Annotated in this window: 18 protein-coding genes and 1 pseudogene; 5 read left to right on the top strand and 14 right to left on the bottom strand. The window is 30.8% G+C overall.

Annotated elements, in window-relative coordinates; genetic code table 11:
- Positions 1-7 precede the first annotated feature (7 nt).
- From BR66_RS0106215 to BR66_RS0106190, 6 genes are all read right to left on the bottom strand, one after another.
- Positions 8-2,299 (bottom strand): sulfurtransferase TusA family protein, encoded by a 2,292-nt coding sequence (locus BR66_RS0106215; protein ID WP_026882136.1) that lies wholly within the window; start codon positions 2,297-2,299, stop codon positions 8-10.
- A gap of 19 nt (positions 2,300-2,318) precedes the next feature.
- Complete coding sequence (locus tag BR66_RS0106210; protein WP_026882135.1) at positions 2,319-2,729, bottom strand: M67 family metallopeptidase; 411 nt, start codon at positions 2,727-2,729, stop codon at positions 2,319-2,321.
- A 21-nt stretch (positions 2,730-2,750) separates the two neighbouring features.
- Positions 2,751-3,560, bottom strand: a complete 810-nt coding sequence (locus BR66_RS0106205; RefSeq protein ID WP_026882134.1) for a HesA/MoeB/ThiF family protein — start codon at positions 3,558-3,560, stop codon at positions 2,751-2,753.
- Positions 3,550-3,765, bottom strand: coding sequence for a sulfur carrier protein ThiS (gene thiS / locus BR66_RS0106200; RefSeq protein WP_026882133.1), 216 nt, complete (start codon positions 3,763-3,765; stop codon positions 3,550-3,552). The genes BR66_RS0106205 and thiS overlap by 11 nt, the downstream gene beginning before the upstream one ends.
- Positions 3,766-3,783: 18 nt before the next feature.
- Complete coding sequence (locus tag BR66_RS0106195) at positions 3,784-4,986, bottom strand: ROK family protein (RefSeq protein WP_026882132.1); 1,203 nt, start codon at positions 4,984-4,986, stop codon at positions 3,784-3,786.
- 276 nt (positions 4,987-5,262) lie between these two features.
- Positions 5,263-5,898, bottom strand: a complete 636-nt coding sequence (locus BR66_RS0106190) for a precorrin-2 dehydrogenase/sirohydrochlorin ferrochelatase family protein (protein ID WP_026882131.1) — start codon at positions 5,896-5,898, stop codon at positions 5,263-5,265.
- Positions 5,899-6,036: 138 nt separating this feature from the next.
- Between BR66_RS0106190 and BR66_RS0106185 the strand changes: the two genes are divergently transcribed.
- Positions 6,037-6,471 carry an HAD family hydrolase gene (locus BR66_RS0106185; protein WP_026882130.1) on the top strand — a complete coding sequence of 145 codons (435 nt, stop codon included), beginning with the start codon at positions 6,037-6,039 and terminating at the stop codon, positions 6,469-6,471.
- Positions 6,472-6,532: 61 nt separating this feature from the next.
- Here BR66_RS0106185 and prfB read toward each other — a convergent pair.
- From prfB to hpf, 3 genes are all read right to left on the bottom strand, one after another.
- Positions 6,533-7,640, bottom strand: a protein-coding gene (gene prfB / locus BR66_RS0106180) for a peptide chain release factor 2 (protein ID WP_207641236.1) whose coding sequence is annotated in 2 segments (ribosomal slippage) — positions 6,533-7,561 and positions 7,563-7,640 — 1,107 coding nt in all. Because the reading frame shifts where the segments join, the coding sequence is not laid out codon by codon here.
- A 94-nt stretch (positions 7,641-7,734) separates the two neighbouring features.
- A complete protein-coding gene (secA, locus tag BR66_RS0106170) occupies positions 7,735-10,239 on the bottom strand; it encodes a preprotein translocase subunit SecA (protein WP_026882128.1) in 2,505 nt (834 codons plus the stop codon).
- A 181-nt stretch (positions 10,240-10,420) separates the two neighbouring features.
- Positions 10,421-10,957 (bottom strand): ribosome hibernation-promoting factor, HPF/YfiA family, encoded by a 537-nt coding sequence (gene hpf / locus BR66_RS0106165; protein WP_026882127.1) that lies wholly within the window; start codon positions 10,955-10,957, stop codon positions 10,421-10,423.
- A 313-nt stretch (positions 10,958-11,270) separates the two neighbouring features.
- Here hpf and BR66_RS0106160 point away from each other — a divergent pair, with 313 nt between their 5' ends.
- From BR66_RS0106160 to BR66_RS26380, 4 genes and pseudogenes are all read left to right on the top strand, one after another.
- A complete protein-coding gene (locus BR66_RS0106160) occupies positions 11,271-11,573 on the top strand; it encodes an ArsR/SmtB family transcription factor (RefSeq protein ID WP_026882126.1) in 303 nt (100 codons plus the stop codon).
- 122 nt (positions 11,574-11,695) lie between these two features.
- Positions 11,696-12,868 carry an MFS transporter gene (locus BR66_RS0106155; protein WP_026882125.1) on the top strand — a complete coding sequence of 391 codons (1,173 nt, stop codon included), beginning with the start codon at positions 11,696-11,698 and terminating at the stop codon, positions 12,866-12,868.
- A gap of 176 nt (positions 12,869-13,044) precedes the next feature.
- Positions 13,045-13,692, top strand: a pseudogene (locus BR66_RS23250) (flavodoxin family protein); the annotation flags it as partial.
- Complete coding sequence (locus BR66_RS26380) at positions 13,690-13,980, top strand: chorismate mutase (RefSeq protein WP_242841120.1); 291 nt, start codon at positions 13,690-13,692, stop codon at positions 13,978-13,980. The pseudogene BR66_RS23250 and the gene BR66_RS26380, both read left to right, overlap by 3 nt.
- Before the next feature lie 148 nt (positions 13,981-14,128).
- On the opposite strand, the gene BR66_RS25585 is transcribed toward BR66_RS26380, so the two are convergent.
- The 5 genes from BR66_RS25585 to BR66_RS0106125 form a co-directional block, all read right to left on the bottom strand.
- Positions 14,129-14,275: a hypothetical protein gene (locus BR66_RS25585; RefSeq protein ID WP_156946238.1), complete on the bottom strand. Its 147-nt coding sequence runs from the start codon at positions 14,273-14,275 to the stop codon at positions 14,129-14,131.
- A 15-nt stretch (positions 14,276-14,290) separates the two neighbouring features.
- Positions 14,291-15,568, bottom strand: coding sequence for a helix-turn-helix domain-containing protein (locus BR66_RS0106140; protein WP_026882124.1), 1,278 nt, complete (start codon positions 15,566-15,568; stop codon positions 14,291-14,293).
- Positions 15,569-15,917: 349 nt separating this feature from the next.
- A complete protein-coding gene (locus BR66_RS0106135) occupies positions 15,918-17,420 on the bottom strand; it encodes an arylsulfotransferase family protein (protein WP_026882123.1) in 1,503 nt (500 codons plus the stop codon).
- Between the two features lie 827 nt (positions 17,421-18,247).
- Positions 18,248-18,925 carry a ComF family protein gene (locus BR66_RS0106130; RefSeq protein WP_026882122.1) on the bottom strand — a complete coding sequence of 226 codons (678 nt, stop codon included), beginning with the start codon at positions 18,923-18,925 and terminating at the stop codon, positions 18,248-18,250.
- Positions 18,898-19,923 carry a hypothetical protein gene (locus BR66_RS0106125; protein ID WP_026882121.1) on the bottom strand — a complete coding sequence of 342 codons (1,026 nt, stop codon included), beginning with the start codon at positions 19,921-19,923 and terminating at the stop codon, positions 18,898-18,900. Before BR66_RS0106125 ends, BR66_RS0106130 begins: the two co-directional genes overlap by 28 nt.
- Positions 19,924-19,930: the final 7 nt, after the last annotated feature.

Here is a 19,930-nt window from a genome sequence, read left to right as displayed (position 1 = left end):
CTCCTAATTATTTTTTCTCTATGGTAAGTAAATTGTAACCCTTATAATTTTCATCTATTGAAATTATTTTATGACCCTCTTTTTCAACGCTCTTAGGAACATTTTCAATGGGTGCCCCATCATCTAGATAAAAACCTTTCTTTTCACCAGATTTTATTTTTGAAAGTTCAATCTTTACTTTTACGAAATTTATTGGACACTGAACCCCTCTAAAATCTACTATATCCACTTTTTCTTGTTCTTTCTTTTCTTGTGTTTCTTCATCTTTTAATTCCTTTGGCAGTGTTATTTCCAGTTGCCCATTTAATGATTCATACATAGCTTTAACCTTTTCTAGCAAATATGTAATATCATCTGCATAGCTTGATATATCACTTATATCTCCAAGTTTATAATCTATTAAAGAATCGAATAATACTGAAATTTCAGGTTTTACATATCCAGTATCTATAAAGTTTGATTTAAAACCCTTAAATATTTCTCTATCCTTGTTAGAATCTATTCCCTTTAAAACAAGTAAAGTCCTTGCTGAAGATAAAGCTGAGGCGTATAAAACATCATTATCCTTATTATCTTTATATAGAGAAAGACTACCCTCAGCATTTGATATATCTAACTTAATTACATCAAGAACTCCAGTACTACACTCTCCAGCTCCCCTTCCCTTAAGAGTGAACTTTTCATCTGCTCCAAAATCATAATAAAAATCTGGATTTTCACTAAAACTTTCTACTAATGAATTTTTTTCTATAAGATCCTTTATGTCCTGAGATTTTTCTTCAATGAACTTATCAAAACATTCATAACCAAGTTTCACTTTAAGCTGGGCTAATTCTAAAAGATATTGGGGAATTTTTTTAACTGGAACTACTCCAAATAGTTCTCCCATCTTAGCACCACCGCTTCCTACTTTTCCTCCAAGGAAAACTGAATACATTGGCATTAGTCCATCTTGAGTTCTAACTGCTTTCCCGCTTAACCCAATCTTACCTTTTTCATGCTGACCACAAGAATTTTGGCATCCTGAAATAAATAATCTTGGAAGGGCATCTTTAACTTCATAACTTGCATTTTTAAATTTTTCTTTTATTGCTATTAATAAACTTTGTGATAAACAAAGACCTAACTGACAAGTTGAAGCGCCTGCGCAAGTTAATGAATTATCAATATTAAAAGGAGATGCAAATTTAAGCACGATATCTGCAAGTTTTTTTGCATCTTCACCTTTTAAACTCCTTACAAAAAATCCTTGAGTGTTAGTTACTCTTAGCGTAACTCCATAGTCTAAAGATTCTACAAATGTAATTACTGAATCTAATGATTCTGCTCTTAAATTACCACTTTGAGCATGTACATATATTGAATAATAGCCATCTTGCTTTTCAGCAAAGATTATATTTTCGTAACCTTTTTCTATTTTTTCCTCTTTAGGATTTATTTCTTCTAACGTGCTTTCAATAATTACATCTAAGTTAATTCTATTTTTAACTTTTGCCACATATCCTTTTAGCTCTTCTAAAAATTTTTCTTCCCCAAGCCGTGCTACTATATATCTTATTCTTGCCTTGTTTTTATTTGTTCTGTCTCCCTCTTTTTCAAAAAGTTCTTTTAATCCTTGAATATAATAAAGTATATCTGTATCAGGACTAAAATCCGAAAGTTTTAGTGACACTCTTGGATTTGCTCCAAAACCTCCACCAGCATAAATTTCAAAACCTTTTATTGCATTTTGAATTTTAGCTATAAAACCCAGGTCTGAAATAGTGGCATTTGCTGTATCTTCCTTACTATTTGAAAAACCTATTTTATATTTTCTTGGAAGATTCATGGTGCTTGGGTCTTTAATTAAATAGTCTGTTGCCACCTTCACATAAGGAGTTACATCAAATATTTCATCATGGGAAACCCCTGAAAGTGGAGAACATTCTACGTTTCTTACTGTATTTCCACCTGTTCCCTTAGTCGTTATTCCCTTTTCTATTAGTTCTTTCATTATTGTATACACATTTTTAAGTTCTACATTTTGAAATTGTATATCCTGCCTTGAAGTTAAATGAAGTTTTCCACTAGAATATTTTTTGGAAAGTTCACTTACTAACTTAAACTGATCTTTGTTTATAACTCCACCTGGTATTCTTGTCCTTACCATATAAGTTTCTTTTTTTCTTTGCTCATAAATACCCATAGCCACTCTAAATGCTTTAAATCTAAGTGGATCTAATTTACCGCTTACATATTCTCCAGCTTTGTTTTTAAAATCTTCTACAGCCGCGAAATGTTCATCTCTAATTTCAATCATCAATTTCACCTCATATGAATTAGTCTACTATACATTCAAGTTTCTCAACTTTTTTATCTTTATTTATACTAAATAAATTAAATACTGGTTCTTCTTTTTCTAAAGATAATATGCCATACAAAACTGTGGAATCGTACGCCAATCTCTTGTCCTCTTCTGAAGGCCTAGAAGGCGAATAAGGATGTGAATGATAGTTGCCTATTACTATCATGTCTTCATTTCTTATATCTTTAACAGCTGCAAACTGCTCCTTAGTATCCATGGAAAAATGTTCGCTACTCTTATCAATATTTGTTAGCACCCATATTTTTTCTATATGTATATCTTGTTCAGATTTATATCCCGCTAAAAACCCACAACACTCATTTGGGAATTCATTTTTCGCCTGATCTATTATATGTTGTAACTGTAGTTTTTTTATATAAATCATATTAAGCACTCCTTACTGAATTTATAAGTCACAAGCTGGGATTTCATAATCAATCAATGTTTTTATAGTTGGATGATCCCCACACACTCCGCATTTTTTATTATGATTTATCTTTATCTTCTTAAATTCCATTGTTAATGCATTATATGTCAAAAGGTAACCTGCTAAAGTCTCTCCAAGTCCTAATATATATTTTAATGCTTCAGTTGCTTGAAGCGATCCAATTACTCCTCCCATTACCCCTAAAACTCCTGCTTCTCTACAAGTTGGTACAGCCCCCTCTGGTGGTGGAGTTTGGAATATACATCTATAACAAGGTGTGCCATTGTCTGGAATAAATGTGGTAAGTTGTCCTTGAAATCTTATTATTCCTGCATGTGAAAATGGTTTTTTTGCTAGTACACAAGCGTCATTAATTAAAAACTTTGCTGCAAAATTATCTGTACCATCAATTATAAAATCATAATCTTGGTCCTTTATTATGTCTAGTATATTTTCTGAAGTTACAAACTCGTTATATGTAATTACCTTTACATCAGGGTTTATATCGTTTATGGTCTCTCTGCCAGATTCAGTTTTTAATTTGCCTACATCCTTAGTTTGATGTATTATCTGTCTTTGCAAGTTAGAAAGGTCAACCACATCTCCATCTACAAGCCCTATAGTACCGATTCCTGCTGCTGCAAGATACATTGCCGCTGGTGCCCCAAGACCTCCTGTTCCTATTACAAGTACCTTTGAATTTAAAAGTTTTTCCTGTCCTTCTACTCCAACCTCTGAAAGAATAATGTGTCTTGAATATCTCTCTATTTGATCTTCTCTAAAGTCCAAAACTTCCGCCTCCCATGAAATACAAAAATTCTATTTGGTCGTCTTCCTTAACAGCTAAAGTTGAAAATTCATCTCTTTCTACAAATTCACCATTTAGTTGAACAGAAACCATATCTGGCATCTCTACATTTTCGATTTTTAATAATTCTGTTATTGTCACCGAATCCTTTATTTCTTTAATTTCACCGTTAACTTTAACCTTCATAATTATCCCCCTCTTAATTTAACTGTTTATTAGATTTTCAATGGCTACTGCTACAGCCCCTACTGAAATGGCATTTTCTTTAAAATATCCACCTCTATTAAAAAATATATTAGTATGTTTACTAAAATAACATTTTTTCTTAGCAGTTTCCTCACTTACTCTATAAAATAGCTCTGAAGCCATTATTAGTGGTCCACTTAACACAACTAACTGCGGATTCAGTAAATTTATAAAATTTGCAAGTCCTGTTCCAAATATTTCTGCAGCTTGTGTTATAATCTCACTTGCTACAATGTCGCCTGCTTCTGCAGCCTCACTTATGTCAATATAATTAATATTTTCTACTTGCTTTTTTATTTGTGTATTTTCACCATCTATGATTTTTTGTTTAAACTTTTCTGTGATTGCCTTTATTGAAGAGTAACACTCAACACATCCAAAATTCCCACAACTGCATTTTATTCCATCAACATTTATTACCATATGTGCAAAAGCATCTTCTGCATCATTAATGGATCTTATTATATTTCCATTAGAGATTACCGCTGTTCTTATTCCCATTCCAAAATTAAAATAGGCCATATTTTTTAAATCTTTTCCGCTTCCAAATTTATATTCTGCTATTACTGCTGCATTGGCCCCATTATCCATAAAAAAATCTAGCTTCAATTTTTCTTGAAGCATATCTTTAATTTCCGTACCTTCCCAGCCTTCTGCCATAAAATTAATAGCACTTTTCATTATTCCTCTTTTTATATCAAAAGGTCCTACTGTTCCAAGTCCAGCAGCAATTGTTTCTTTGTTCTTTAATTCCGGTATTTTTTTGGCTTTTTCACATATATCTATAATTCTATCCACTGTTTTTTTAGGTGTATGGGACTTGTCCATATTAAAACGCTCTTTATATATTATGTTTAATTTTAAGTCAGTAAAAACCACTTGAGTGTAAATTCTAGAAATATCTATACCAACAAAAGCATAATCCCTAAGATTAACATCATATAAAGTTGGTTTTCTTCCTCCTGTTGACTCGCCTATGCTAGATTCAACAATCAATTTGTCAGTAACAAATGGATTCATTATACGATTTAAAGTTGTTAATTTGAATTTTGATATACCTAAAATTTGTGCTTTTGTTAATGGTCCGTTCTTTTGAATAATATCAAATATTTTTTTTGCATCCTCACCCATACTCTTTAGTTTATCAATTGTTCTTTTCATTCATAAACTCCTTACAATTTGTTTTTACCTAAGTGGTAAAAAGTTTTTATAAATTAATACCATGAATAATTTATTTTAGCCATAATGTAATAAATATATAACATAGTATTCTGCTAGGTGTGTTTGGTTTTAACATATTAGTGTTTATTCTAATGTATATTTTACTATGTGTCAATATTTTTTCATAAAAATTGCTTGTTTTTTTATAAACCAGTGTATATTTTATTATAATGATAAAAATAAGCATCTGATATTAACTGAATGTTAAAACAGTACTTAAAATTTATGCAGAAAACTAATAATTTGTTTTTGTATATCTTCTTTATTTTCTGAAGTTAACCCATATATATAATCTGAATATACAACGGTTTTATAAAATTCGCTCCGCTTTTTTGCATCTTTCAGAGTATGAAATACCTCTTTCCTAACCTCACCCATAATATCTAAAAAAAGTTCATATCTGTAATCATAAACTTTTTCTAAATCCTGCCTTATCTTTCTTGCAAGCATTGGGCTCTTTCCGTTGGTGGATATAGCAATTGTTAAATCACCTTTTTTAATCTTGGAAGGTACTATGAAATTACAAATTTCCGGTTTATCTACTACATTTACTAAAATGTTTTTTTGTGAACACTGTGAGTATACGGCTTGGTTAACATCACTATTATTTGTGGCGGCATATACAAGATAACAATCCGAAATATATTTAAAATTATATTCATGCTTTAAATATTTTACTTTTCCATCATCCACTAATTGTTTTAACTCTGGTATTACCTCATGACTTATAACAGTTACCTCCGCCATGCATTCTAATAATGACAATACTTTTCTATATGCAATATTTCCACCGCCAATAACCACACATTTTTTTTCTTTTATATCTAACATTATAGGATAATATTTATTCATATTACATAACCTTCCTTACATAATCTGTATGTTAATTATTCTTAACATACGTAATTTTTATATTAATTTGTATTATAATAGTATTGAAAACATTTTACATACATTAATTTATTCATGTATCAAAGTGGGGGTGTAATTTTGAAACAAGTAGAAGGATGTATTTTTGACCTTGACAACGTTTTGGTTGATTCTAATGATTCCACTATTTTACCAGGTGTTAAGAGATTTTTAATTAACCTTAGAGTATCAGGAATGAAATTAGCTGTTACCTCTAAAAAATATGATGCCAATAATATTTTAAAAGTTTTGGACATTCAAAATTATTTTGATGTTATTTTGGGATCAAATGACGATAATACGAATTTAGGATCACTTCTTTTAAAGACTGCTGAAGAACTTAAACTTGTTCCTGAACATTGTGTTATGTTTGACAATGAAACTGATATACTTGGTCAGGCAAAAAAATTAAACATGTCTGCCGTAGGTGTTGGAACTGATATTTCTTGCAATTATGCTGATAAAACAGTGCCAAATTTATCTGATGTAAATTCATCAATTCTGAATTTTAATTAAATTTGATTTTAAATAGTAAAGAAAAGACCAAGGATAAAATTGGTCTTTTCTTTTTTATTCTTTATTCTTTATTCTGTTTTAAGAATTCATTGATAAAAACATCAATTTCTCCATCCATTACTGAATCAATATTCCCAACTTCTGCGCCCGTTCTATGATCTTTTACCATAGTGTATGGCTGAAAAACATAAGATCTTATTTGACTTCCCCAGCCAATTTCTTTAAGATCTCCAGATAAATCCTCTATCTTTTCCTTGTGAGCTCTCTCTTTAAGTTCTACAAGCTTTGCTTTGAGCATTGCCATTGCAGTTTCTTTATTTGAGTGTTGGCTTCTTTCATTTTGACACTGAACTACTATTCCTGTAGGGAGATGAGTTATTCTTATTGCAGATTCTGTTTTGTTAACATGTTGCCCACCAGCTCCACTGGATCTAAACGTATCTATTCTTAAGTCATCCGACTTAATATCAATATCCTGTTTTTCAGTAAGTTCAGGAAGAACTTCAACCGCTGCAAAAGAAGTTTGCCTTTTTCCATTTGCATTAAAGGGAGATATTCTTACTAACCTATGAATACCTTTTTCTGCCTTTAAATGTCCATAGGCATAATCACCAGTTATTTTTAAAGTAACACTTTTGATTCCAGCCTCATCACCTGGAAGTATATCTAAAGTTTCAACTTTAAATCCTTTGGCTTCTGCCCATCTTGTATACATCCTTAAAAGCATTTCCGTCCAATCCTGTGCATCCGTTCCACCTGCACCGGTATGCAAATCTAAAATAGCATTATTTTTATCATATTTTCCTGATAAAAGTATTTCTATTCTAAATCTTTCAATTTCTTTTTCAAGATTTTTTATCTCTAATAGTATTTCCTGAAGTAAAGTTTCGTCCTCTTCTTCCTTACACATCTCTATTAGTGTCTCTACATCCTCAATTCTTTGGGAAAAGGATTCCAATAGTCCTATTCTATCCTTTAAACCTTTAGCTTCCTGAGTTATCTCTTGTGCTTTTTTCATATCATCCCAAAAATAAGTTTCCTGCATTGCACCTTCAAATTCCTCTATTTTTTGGTTCATTAGAGGTAGGTCAAAGTGAATCCCTTATTTCTTTTGTATTTTGTTTTAGTACTGTAACAACTCTTAATGCTTCTTCAAGTTTTATTAGCACCACATTCACGACCTTTATCTAAATTAAAGTTTCTGCCCTAGCAGAAACCTCATTAACTTGTTACTTCCCACTTGTCACTTGTTACCGGCTTCAATTAAGCTCTTCTTCCATGGCAGTTTTTGTACTTTTTACCTGAACCACATGGACAAGGATCATTTCTTCCTATTTTTTCTTCAGTTCTTCTAATAGGTTGATTTTCTACTGATTCATCATGATTCGTTGCCACTACTTTTGCTACTTGCTCTCTTTCTGGAGCCCTTGAAATTTGAACATGGAATAGATACTTAACAGTTTCAATTCTTATATTATAAATCATTTCAGTAAACATTTGGCTTCCTTCAAACTGATAAGCTTGAACTGGATCTTGTTGCCTATATGCTCTAAGATTCATTCCTTGTTTTAAATGATCCATATTATCAATATGATCCATCCACTTTGTATCAACAATTCTTAGAAGAATTACTCTTTCTATTTCTCTTATTTGTTCTTCGCCGAATTCTTCCTCTTTTTTGCTGTAGACACCAGTGGCTATAGTTAAAAGTTTTTCTTTAATTTCTTCATCGGATAACACCTTTAATTCTTCCACGCTTGTAGAATTATCAGGAATGCATATATCATTTAGAAATTCTAACAATTTTCGTAAATCTTCTTGCAATTCTTCTTCAATACCACTTAAATGAGATTCCACAGCATTAAAAATTATTTCTTTTACCATGGTTTGAATTTGAGCTTTCATATCCTCGCCTTCAAGTACTTCTGATCTTTGTTTGTAGATAATTTCTCTTTGTTGGTTCATAACATCATCATACTTAATTAATGTTTTTCTTATATCAAAGTTATTACCTTCAACTTTTTTCTGGGCATTTTCAATAGCACCACTAACCATCCTGCTTTCAATGGCTTCGTCATCTTGTAGTCCTAATCTTTCAACCATTCCACCAAGTTTTTCTGATCCAAATATTCTCATAAGATCATCTTGAAGTGATACATAGAATCTAGAACTTCCTGGATCTCCTTGACGACCAGAACGCCCTCTAAGTTGGTTATCAATACGTCTTGATTCGTGTCTTTCAGTACCTATTATCTTTAATCCGCCTAGTTCTACAACCCCATCTTGAAGCTTAATATCAGTACCACGTCCAGCCATATTAGTAGCTATGGTTATCATACCTTTTTCGCCTGCATGGGTTATTATTTCTGCTTCTTTTTCATGGTACTTAGCATTTAGCACTTGATGCGGTATTCCCTTTTTCTTAAGAAGATTTGAAATAACTTCTGATTTTTCAATACTTACGGTACCAACCAGAACTGGGCCACCTATTTTATGTGTCTCTTCAATCTCTTCAACTACAGCGTTAAATTTACCCATTTCAGTTTTATATACTAAATCCGGAAAATCCTTTCTACCTATTTCTTTATGGGTTGGTATAACAATAACATCTAAGTCATATATTTCTCTAAATTCTACCTCTTCAGTTAATGCAGTACCTGTCATACCAGAAAGTTTATTATACAATCTAAAATAGTTTTGGAATGTTATTGTTGCGAGTGTTTTTGATTCTTTCTGAACCTTAACTCCCTCTTTTGCTTCAATTGCTTGATGAAGTCCATCACTATATCTTCTGCCTTCCATAAGTCTTCCTGTAAATTCATCTACTATAAGAACCTCATTATCTTTAACCATATAGTCCTTATCTTTTTTCATCATATAATTACCTTTTAAGGCCTGAGCTACATGATGTTGAATTTCCATGTTGGCAGGATCAGCATAGTTATCTAAATGGAAGAACTTTTCTGCCATTTCTACTCCAGAATCATTTAATATTACAGAATTAGACTTTTCATCTACTGTGTAATCATCTTTCTTTAACATTTTAGCAAATGTATCAGCAACCTTGTAAAATTCGGTTGATTTGTCGCCCTCACCTGAAATTATAAGAGGTGTCCTAGCTTCATCAATTAAAATTGAGTCAACCTCATCCACTATGGAATAATTCAAAGGTCTTTGAACTCTCTCCTCTTTGTATACAACCATGTTATCTCTAAGATAATCAAAACCATATTCATTATTAGTACCATATGTAATATCACAAGCATATGCATTTTGTCTCTCTTCTTGAGTTAGATTATGTACTATAACACCTACTCTAAGTCCTAGAAATTCATATACTTGACCCATCCATTCCTTATCTCTTTTAGCAAGGTAGTCATTAACTGTTACTATATGAACACCTTTACCAGTTATTCCATTTAAATATGAAGGAAGAGTAGCCACAAGTGTTTTTCCTTCACCGGTTTTCATTTCTGCAATTCTACCTTGATAAAGAACCACACCACCAATAAGCTGTTCTCTAAAGTGTTTCATTCCAAGAACTCTAAGAGATGCTTCTCTTACAACAGCAAAAGATTCTGGAAGCAAATCATCTAAAGTTTCACCTTTTTCTAATCTATCTCTAAATTCCTGTGTTTTCCCTTTTAATTCCTCATCACTGAGTGTTTGCATCTTTTCGTCAAAACTTTCTATTTTATCTACTATTGGAATAACTCTATTTACTTCTTTTTCACTGTAAGATTTAAATATTTTATTAAAAATTCCCATTAATTTCATCCTCACTATACTTATAAATTATACAAAACAAAAAGTATTATACCTAATAGATTATACCATTTAACATTAGTTCATTCAATGTTTATATAAATTTATCCAATTTTATCATATTTTAAAAAAAGTTAGAATGTAAATAAATCTACATTCTAACTTTTAGCTATAAACAGGTTTATTAAAATTCTGGTTCTATAAGCCCGTAATTCCCATCTCTTCTTTTATAAACAACATTAACTTCATTTGAATTAGGATTTGTGAATACAAAGAAACTGTGTCCTAAAAGTTCCATCTGCAAAACTGCCTCTTCCTCAACCATAGGTTTTATAGCAAATTTTTTAGTTTTTACGATTGCAGGATCTTTATGTTCATTCTCATCATTTGAAACATAATCAGGTATAGATTGAAACCTTACTGACTCTGCATATTTTTTTCTATCCAATTTTGTTTTTTGTTTTCTGACTTGTCTTTCCATCTTATCTGCTACTAAATCTATTGCAGCATACATATCTGTATTTGATTCTTCTCCTCTTAGTATAGCTCCACCAAATGGAATAGTAACTTCTACTATTTTTCTATAGTTCTCTACACTCAAGGTTGCATGAGCTGTTACATCCGGGCTAAAAAACTTCTCCAATTTTGAAAGCTTTTTTTCAATAACACTTCTGAGTCCCTCTGTAACCTCTACGTTTTTTCCGCTAATTGTAATTCTCATATTAACAGCTCCTCTCAAAAACAAATTTCAATGTATATCTTTTATAGTTATCTTATTCGTTTTTACGACAAATAACAACCCCTTAATGGATAGTTAATATAAAATTTTTTATTTTATTAAAAGGTTTTCATATTATTGTTTGCCAAATAAAAATTTTTAAGCACAGATTTTATTAATTTAAAAAATAAAAGGCAGCTCCCTCCTTAGGTTTTCATTTATTTGTTTAGAATAGTTGAATAGTATCCATAAGAGTATTTATACTCTTGTTTTAAAACATATTGACATATCGTTATTTAATGATATAATTTTTTATATGGAACCAATTGAAGTTTTTAAAGCATTATCTAATGAATCAAGATTGCAAATTTTACAATGGCTTAAAGAGCCCGAGCGTCATTTTAAAACCTATGAAGGAGTTGATATGAGAGAAAAAGGGGTCTGTGTTAACCAAATCACACAGAAATTACAAATGACTCAATCTACTGCTTCGCAATATCTCTCCATACTTTTACGTGCTGGATTAATTAAAACGGAAAGAATAGGAAAGTATACTTGTTATAAAAGAGATGAAGATGCTATTAGTAGAATTTCTGACTTTATTAAAAAAGAAATATAAAATAAGAAACTGAATCCTTTCTATGAATTCAGTTTTTTATTACTGCAACATATCTATATATTGTTATATATAGATATGTTGCAACATGTATATCAATAAATATATTTAAGGAGTGAAGTACTTTGTCTAACAATTTTAAAATTTATATTTTAGCAATTACTAGTTTTTTAGTAGGAACATCTGAATACATTATATCAGGTATCTTAGATAAGATTTCAAGTTCATTTGGTATCACTATGGCCGCGGCTGGACTGCTTATTACAATTTTTTCACTTGTGTATGCTATTTGCACACCAATTCTTATGGCTTTCACAGCAAGTATGGATAGAAAAAAGCTAATTATGTACTCATTGGGTTTATTTACACTAGGCAATATCTTAGCATTTGTATTACCTGGTTATAAATTGTTTATTGTTGCACGTATTGTAATGGCACTTGGGGCAGGGCTGGTGGTTGTCACTGCACTTAATATTGCGGCTAAAATCGCTACCCATGGTAAACAAGCAAGTTCTATTGCAACAGTTATTATGGGCTTTACAGCATCATTAATTATTGGCGTGCCTATTGGAAGAGTTGTATCTAATATATTAGGCTGGAAATCTGTATTTGGAGCAATAGCTTTATTGGGATTTATTGTAGCAATTATAATATTTTTTACTATTCCAAATACAAAAGGTGATAAGCCAGTACCTCTTCTTCAGCAACTTGCTCTATTAAAACATAAAAAAGTGGCTCTTGGATTAGCAATTACATTTTTTTGGCTTGGGGGATATTCAATTGCGTATACCTATCTATCACCTTACCTTCTCACAGTTTCACATATAAGCGAAAATCTACTTAGTACAGCTTTGCTTATTTTCGGAGTTGCAAGCCTGATTGGATCTAAATTTGGTGGGTATAGTACTGATCGCTGGGGAGTAACTTTTACATTAATTGGTGGCATGATATTGCATACTCTTATGCTAATTTTGTTATCTCTAGTGACTAATTCACTAGTTGGAGTTTTGGTTGTACTTACATTATGGTCCTTTTCAGCATGGACATCTGGGCCAACGCAACAATATAACTTAATAGCAATTGAACCTGAGTCATCTGGAATTTTGTTAGGGTTAAATCAATCTATGATGCAATTCTCCATGGCTATAGGTGCTGCTTTAGGAGGTGTAATGGTAGATCATGTGTCATTAGCTTCAATTACTTGGAGTGGTTCTCTGGGCGTTGCAATTGCAGTTGTTATTGCTGTGATACTTTCAAACTTATCCTCAAACAAAATAGTTTTAGATGAATCTGCATAATCTTCTATAAATTAAAATAGGTTAAAAATAAGGATTAATATACTATTAAATAGCTTTCTTTGCTAAAAATGCACTATCACTAATTTTATTAGAAATGATTCATAGATATATATAAAATATTAAATAGGTAGTGTAAATAAATTTACACTACCACAAATAGAAACAGGAGTGATACTATGAAAATTTATGCTATTAATGGAAGTCCAAGAAAAAATAAAAATACAGCCGCATTACTTCAAAAAGCTTTAGATGGAGTAAAAGAATCAGTAAAAGATAAAGAAATTGAAACTGAAATCATTAATTTATATGATTTCAAATATACTGGATGTAAAAGTTGCTTTGCTTGCAAACGACTTGGAGGAAAGAGTTATGGCAAATGTGCAATAAATGATGATATTAGTGCAATTTTAGAAAAAGTATCCCAGGCTGATGGAATTATATTTGGATCTCCAATATATTTGAGTAATATAACAGGTCAACTACAGTCGTTTTTAGAAAGATTATTATTCCCTTATTTACTATATGATAAGAACTATTCTTCAATTGCACCAAAGAAGATGCCAACAGCATTTATTTATACAATGAATACGCCAAAGGAAAAAATGGATAAAATGGGGTATTTGTCAATTTTAAAAAGAATAGATGGTCTTCTTGGAAACATATTCACAAAACCTTTAGTTATGTATTCAAATGATACTTATCAATTTGATGATTACTCAAAATATGAAGCTGAATGCTTTTCTGAAAAAGAAAAAGCAGATCATAGAAAAATACAATTTCCTTTAGATTGTCAAAAAGCATTTGAACTAGGTGAAATTTTAATGAATAATTGTAAAGATTTAAATGAGGTCAGAGAGAATATAGATGAAATAGATGATCAAATTGTTAAGTTGATTGCTAAAAGAAGTTATTATGTTAGAGAAGCAGCCAACTTTAAAAAAGACTCTGAAGAAGTAAAAGCACCCAAACGAGTAGAAAAAATTATTGAAAAAGTTCGTAGACTTGCAGATGACAATAATTTAAACCCGAATATAATAGAGGCAGTTTATCGTAATATGATGAATTGTTTTATTAATATGGAATTAGAAGAACACAGTAAAATAAATAAATAAATAAATAAAATAGTGCTTAATGTGCGTTCTTTTAGTCCATATCTCAGTTAGTAATAATAAGCTATTTTTATCCGCTTAGTTTATAACTAAAAGGAGTTGTATGAATATAACTCCTTCATACAACTCCTCTTTTTAATGATATATTTTTCTAGCTGTTTGGCATATCCTCATCAACATGTACAACATGAGTATTTGTATTTGTTGTATTATTATTTAATACCCCTGTTGATATTGTTAGTGTCAGCATTAAACATCCTAGCGCCATAGCCAAAGTTTTAATTAGTTTGTTTTTCATAGTAAAAACCTCCAATTAATTTAATTTTTTTGATAATGACAAATATTCTTTACACATGTCTATCTTATTTTGATTTAAATACATAATCGCTAACTCATTGTAAACTGTTTTGAGCTTGTCATTATTTTCAGTATTCTTTATTAATTCAATAATCTCAAGATAAACCTTTTCCAAATTTTCATTATCTTTTATTTTATCGTAGATTTTTCCTAATAAATAATTACCTTTTAGTAAATATTCTAAATCTTTATATTCTTTTGCATATTTAATACCTAATTCAATAGTCTTAATTGCTTCATCAATTAGGTTTTGCTTTAATAAAACTTCTGATTTTTCTATAATGGTATGGGACAACAATGATCTATCTATTTCTCTTTTGAGGTTTTCTGCCATTTCAAAATATTTTATACTTTCCTTAAGATCGTTTTTATGACAATAATCCAAGCCTAAATTATTATATATATAACCTAGAAAGACACTTTTATCATCTGAAATTTTGGTAAGCAAAAATTCATATATCTTTATAGCTTCATCATACTTACCTTTAGATTCATAACAAGTAGCTTTTATACCTCTGGCGTAGATATAAAGTCTATAGTCTTTTTGCTCATCGCATACGGATAAAAATCTCTCAATAGTTTCTAAAGCTAAATCTACTCTATTTAATTTTTTATAGCTATTTGCTAAAGAATATAAACATGATTTTCTTGTTTCATTGTCACCATATTGGGCGCAGTAATATTGGCTCAATTGATAATATTCAACGGCTGTATCATATTTCAAATTATCTGCATTAAAAACTCCTAGCCTCCAATAAACATACCCTAGTTTTTCATTTTCCCCAATATTTATGTATATCTCCCTGGCCTTTTTATAAATATCGCAAGCTACCTCAAATTCTTTTTCCTTGAAGTAAATTTCACCTAGTCCACAATATGCTTTTGCCTTAACTTTTATTAAGTCGTATTCCTCTGCTAATTGAAAAATTTCATCAATTGTACTTTTAGTTATGTCATCATTTTTAAGCTTGTTTAAACAATAAATTTCAGCATCTTCAGCTGGGGAACGCATTAAATATGCTTCGTCAATATTCATTATAATGTTAAGTTCTTCTGCTTTTTCGTTAAACTTTTCAGCAAGTTTAACCCCTGTAGCAAATGTTACGTCTCTTCTTCCTGTCTCAATCATACTTATAAGTCCTCTAGTTACTCTTTCTGAAATTAAATCCTCTTGTTTAACATTTAATTGCTCTCTTAGCTTCCTAACCTTTTCTCCTGTAGTTAAAAATTTCATTACATCACCTTTTTCCCACAATATTCTATATATGTATATTATACAATGGTAAAATGGGAATAGCAACATTTTTTGTTATTTAATGTTTTTATATATTTTATGTTTTGTAATCGTTTTTAGAACCATATTTCATAGGTTTTTTAAATTAATACAACCATAAATAAGACTAATTGTTGGTGTCACAATAAGGATGTTAATATTTATTTGATTTTAAATTCAACTGATTTTTATTCTGTTCGACTATTAATTCCTATAGCCGGTACTTTCAATTTATGGATTGACCACCTTTTTACGTTTAGAACGTTCCGTATTCTTGGCCTCTTACTTTTGGAACGTTCCATTCAATTTGTCATCCTAAGTGAGCAATTTGTGACGTACCAATAACATCATCACATGAATTCAATGCATTTACTTGGAAATATGATGCACCTGAATTAATATAAATATCTGTCTCAAATCCAGTACGAGGTGTGCTATCTACAATTACTGACAACCTATCAGGTTTTAGCCCAGCTAATACCTGCCAAGCTATGGTTTCAGTTGAACCGTTCCATGATGCATAAACAATCACCGCATTTTCCCGAAATGCCTCTAAAGCAATATTAGGTTGATAAAGTGGAAAGCCTACCCATTTATTCTTAAATGCCCTATACGATAAATTTTGATTAGGAAATTGCATATCATATAATAAATTTAATGAAGGATTTTTTTCAGTATTGCCAGCATTTGCAAATTCAGAAACATAGGGCTCTTGACCCCACCCAACTAATTGATTTCCGTTAGGTAATTTTTGAAGATTTCCCTGACTTGGAACATATAACATTGGATCATGATAATATGCCCGGTCTACGTTTGCAGTCATGTTTTGAAAATTCAACTTAAGAATTAAGCCATGTGCTTTGCTCTCAGGCGGAGAGCTTGTAGATGCACAACATCCATCATCGAACAAACTTATCCTTTTTCCCTGTCTATAACGGGCATCGTGTTGCCAAGAAAATCTAGCTTTTGGACCAAAAGTAAAATCACTTTGTTTCCCACCAAGTTGCCAAATTATATTACCCGTTTTTTTATCAATATTATAAATAGCCCACATGTTACGCATACTAATTAGAAGTGTATTATTGGGTCCCTCTTCAACTGAATTCACATGGAAACAGTCCCAAATATTATTAGAACTAGTTGCAGATGATGCAGAAATCATTGAGTCTGCCGGATCAACATGATCAAGTGCACTCCAAAAGAAAAGTAGCTTGCCAGTCTCAATATCAACTTCTTGAATAGAATAGTTATCAAAATATCCACATGCTGGTCCTCCATAAGGTGTTAGATCTGCTGAAACTTGTTTCACCGCAGTAAACAAAGCAGTATTTCGATTTGTGATAGTAAACTCGTGCACATCAGCAGTATATCCTTTTTGGGCAGTAAGTTTCTTAATAATTTTATAGTTCTGATTTATAATTTGGAAATAAGCGCCAGGCTCAGGATCCCCCGCTGGAAGATTAGGATTTGCAGACTGAGTTCCTGATATGGTTCCCTGCCACATGGTAAGAACTAGTTTACCTTTATAGGATTGAACCCTAAAGTCGGAATTCTGTATATATCTACTACTAAGAGGTCTAAACCAAATTGGGTTACCAGCTTGATCCATAATTAGTGCCCCTGTTTGTCCAATCATAGCTGCCTCATATAGAGTATATGGTGAAACAAATATTACTCCAGGAGCTGTTCCTCCTTTATTCATATTAATGATAATCTTCATGGGATGCAGGTCAGGGGATGAAACAAAGTTCCACACCTGTGGACAATTATTTGTAAATTTTCCTAATGACTCTTCCAATTTAAAATTATCCATTTGAATTATCATCTCCTGTTATATAAAATAACTGTTAGAAATTGTTTTTAATTTATGCATCTATTTCTATTTATTTTTAATTTGTATATTAAATATTCCTAGTATATATTATATGTTTATCAATATACTTTGTTCCAATTAATATAAGCCATACTAATCAAATCAGAGTAACAATAACTTATACTCTTTATATTTTAATTACACACTAATTTCATTGAACTAAACCGCTATAGGCGGTGGGAGATAATCTGATATTTTTAAATTTTAGGATTAAAACTTAAGATATGTTATTAACCAATGGAGAAATACTCACATAGCTCTGAATATCGAGTATATGGCATTTCATACAACTATGCAGAGTTGTGACTCAAATGGCTATTGACGGTATTCCTGGATGAATTACGCAGGCTATGGTTGGTCATAGGAAAGGTTCTGAAGTTACACATAAAATTCATACACATATTAATAAGAAAATCACGAAATTTTTTTAGAAAAATATAATGTCACTGTACCTATGGGATAAGTTATATTTTCTAAGGCGGGAATCTTTAATTCAAAAAAAAATTATAGCAGCCTATAAAAGGCTGCTAAGTACACCATTGGTGCACAATATAAAGTTAGTTGACCTGGTCTTTGACCCCACACTCGCCTGCTGGAGCTTTTGCTACTAGGACTTAACCCCTCACTACTAACACTCTCGTTTTAAAAAACGGCAGGACTAACCTCTAAACCGCACCATGCTCACTAAACTTTGTTTAACTTACGTGGATCGTTTCGCCTGCGACTGGCATCGACTTTCAACCACAAACCTAACTCATACTATTATATTATATATTACTTTTCGCAACAGTCAAGACAATAACATCATTTCCTCCGTTTTCAAGTAATGTAATTGCACAGCAATACGTTGTGGCTCCTGTGGTAAAAACATCATCCACCAATAAAATCTTTTTCCCTGGAATATTTTTATTATTCCGGATTTTAAAACTTTTTGCCACATTTGTCCATCTTTCTTCAGAGCTTAGTCCTATCTGATCTTTTGTTTCTTTAATTTTTTTAATACAATTTATTACTTTAATTCCAAATTTCTTTCCTATGATTTTAGCTAAAATTTCACTTTGATTATAGCCTCTTTTATTAATTGAGCTTTTAGTCATAGGTACAAATGTGATTAAATCAAATTTTATTTTTTCTATTTCAATAAGCTCTATCATGAAATTCCCCAATATATCTCCACATCTAAAATTGCTTTTATATTTAAAATTCAAAATTAATTTTGTTATATTTCCAGAATAATAGGATACATTATAACCTTTTATACACAAACCATTTTTGTTTATAACAAAAGGGTCTTTACAAAAATGTATTTTATCTCTGCATTTTTTACAAATATCACCATTTTCTAAATACTCTCCACATATCTCACATTTGTAATCATATGCATATATAACACTTATAAGTGAATCAATTAAATATTCTATAAACTCAATAAACCTTTTTCCCATGCCATTTTATTAAAGCCTCTTGTTATTTTTTTAGCTAAATCAATTTGCTTATTTTCTTCTCTTGCTAAATATATAACCTCGCCTCTATTCACCATATCTCCTTTTCCAGTTCTTCCGCAAAAGTATACAAGCTGTTTATAATCATATTGCTTTTCATCTGCGAAAAAAACAATTATATTTTTGCTATCATCACTATCACATATAGCATCAAAGTCATCTGTTACAACTATAGAATCCTTGTATTTTTGGAATTCTTTTATATCTTTTATACCTTTATCATTCATTGAATAAAAAAATATATTGTGTGTTAAAGCTTTAAAGTATTTATAAATATACGATGTAACATTAAATATTTTTTGGTCATCTGGTACAGATATAATAACTCTCTTACCAACACTAATAGACCATTTTATATATTCATACACAACAAAAGGTATATCTTTATTTATATCTATTCTTGTAGTTATTACCCTTGGCTCTGCAATAGGCATTTTGTTATTTCTAATAGGTAGTACTAGCTCTTCTGATTTATTGAAAATTCTAGCTATAGAATAAGCTATTATTTTGCCGGTTTTACTACAACATTTATTTACTATATCCAATATCTCATACTTAGAATATCTAGGGTAACTTCTTATATCATCATAGATTACCAAATCATATTTCTTATGAACCATCACTGCTTTACTATAAGATGCAAAATTTAAATTAGAATTAGACATACTTCCAGTATTCCTTAAATATGTATAGTCTCTGAATTTTGTATGTTTTCTGAAATACAATATACTCTCAATATTTTTTTCTGGCTCTCCAGTTATATATAAAACATTTTTACCATCATCTACAAACTTCATTATTATTTCTATGAATATCAATGATGTATTGTAAGAAGGAGCCATTATATTTAAAAAATTTTTCTTTCCAAGACCCCACTTTAATATTGTGGTACTGGTTTGTTTTTCCCAAATACTTACCTCTTTTAAATTATTGACTATCATAGATTTT

This window comes from Clostridium akagii DSM 12554 (genome assembly GCF_000686725.1).
In the GTDB taxonomy this organism is placed as follows: domain Bacteria; phylum Bacillota; class Clostridia; order Clostridiales; family Clostridiaceae; genus Clostridium_I; species Clostridium_I akagii.
This window is presented reverse-complemented; position numbering and strand designations above follow the sequence as displayed.

Excerpts from the sequence above, each read along its gene's own strand:
- BR66_RS0106215 (WP_026882136.1), bottom strand. The coding sequence starts at position 2,299 with ATGATTGAAATTAGAGATGAACATTTCGCGGCTGTAGAAGATTTTAAA.
- BR66_RS26380 (WP_242841120.1), top strand. The coding sequence starts at position 13,690 with ATGAATAATTGTAAAGATTTAAATGAGGTCAGAGAGAATATAGATGAA.
- secA (WP_026882128.1), bottom strand. The coding sequence starts at position 10,239 with ATGGGAATTTTTAATAAAATATTTAAATCTTACAGTGAAAAAGAAGTA.
- BR66_RS0106140 (WP_026882124.1), bottom strand. The coding sequence starts at position 15,568 with ATGAAATTTTTAACTACAGGAGAAAAGGTTAGGAAGCTAAGAGAGCAA.
- hpf (WP_026882127.1), bottom strand. The coding sequence starts at position 10,957 with ATGAGAATTACAATTAGCGGAAAAAACGTAGAGGTTACAGAGGGACTC.
- BR66_RS0106190 (WP_026882131.1), bottom strand. The coding sequence starts at position 5,898 with ATGAATAAATATTATCCTATAATGTTAGATATAAAAGAAAAAAAATGT.
- BR66_RS0106130 (WP_026882122.1), bottom strand. The coding sequence starts at position 18,925 with ATGGGAAAAAGGTTTATTGAGTTTATAGAATATTTAATTGATTCACTT.
- BR66_RS0106125 (WP_026882121.1), bottom strand. The coding sequence starts at position 19,923 with ATGATAGTCAATAATTTAAAAGAGGTAAGTATTTGGGAAAAACAAACC.
- BR66_RS0106135 (WP_026882123.1), bottom strand. The coding sequence starts at position 17,420 with ATGGATAATTTTAAATTGGAAGAGTCATTAGGAAAATTTACAAATAAT.
- thiS (WP_026882133.1), bottom strand. The coding sequence starts at position 3,765 with ATGAAGGTTAAAGTTAACGGTGAAATTAAAGAAATAAAGGATTCGGTG.
- BR66_RS0106195 (WP_026882132.1), bottom strand. The coding sequence starts at position 4,986 with ATGAAAAGAACAATTGATAAACTAAAGAGTATGGGTGAGGATGCAAAA.
- BR66_RS0106210 (WP_026882135.1), bottom strand. The coding sequence starts at position 2,729 with ATGATTTATATAAAAAAACTACAGTTACAACATATAATAGATCAGGCG.
- BR66_RS25585 (WP_156946238.1), bottom strand. The coding sequence starts at position 14,275 with ATGAAAAACAAACTAATTAAAACTTTGGCTATGGCGCTAGGATGTTTA.
- BR66_RS0106160 (WP_026882126.1), top strand. The coding sequence starts at position 11,271 with ATGGAACCAATTGAAGTTTTTAAAGCATTATCTAATGAATCAAGATTG.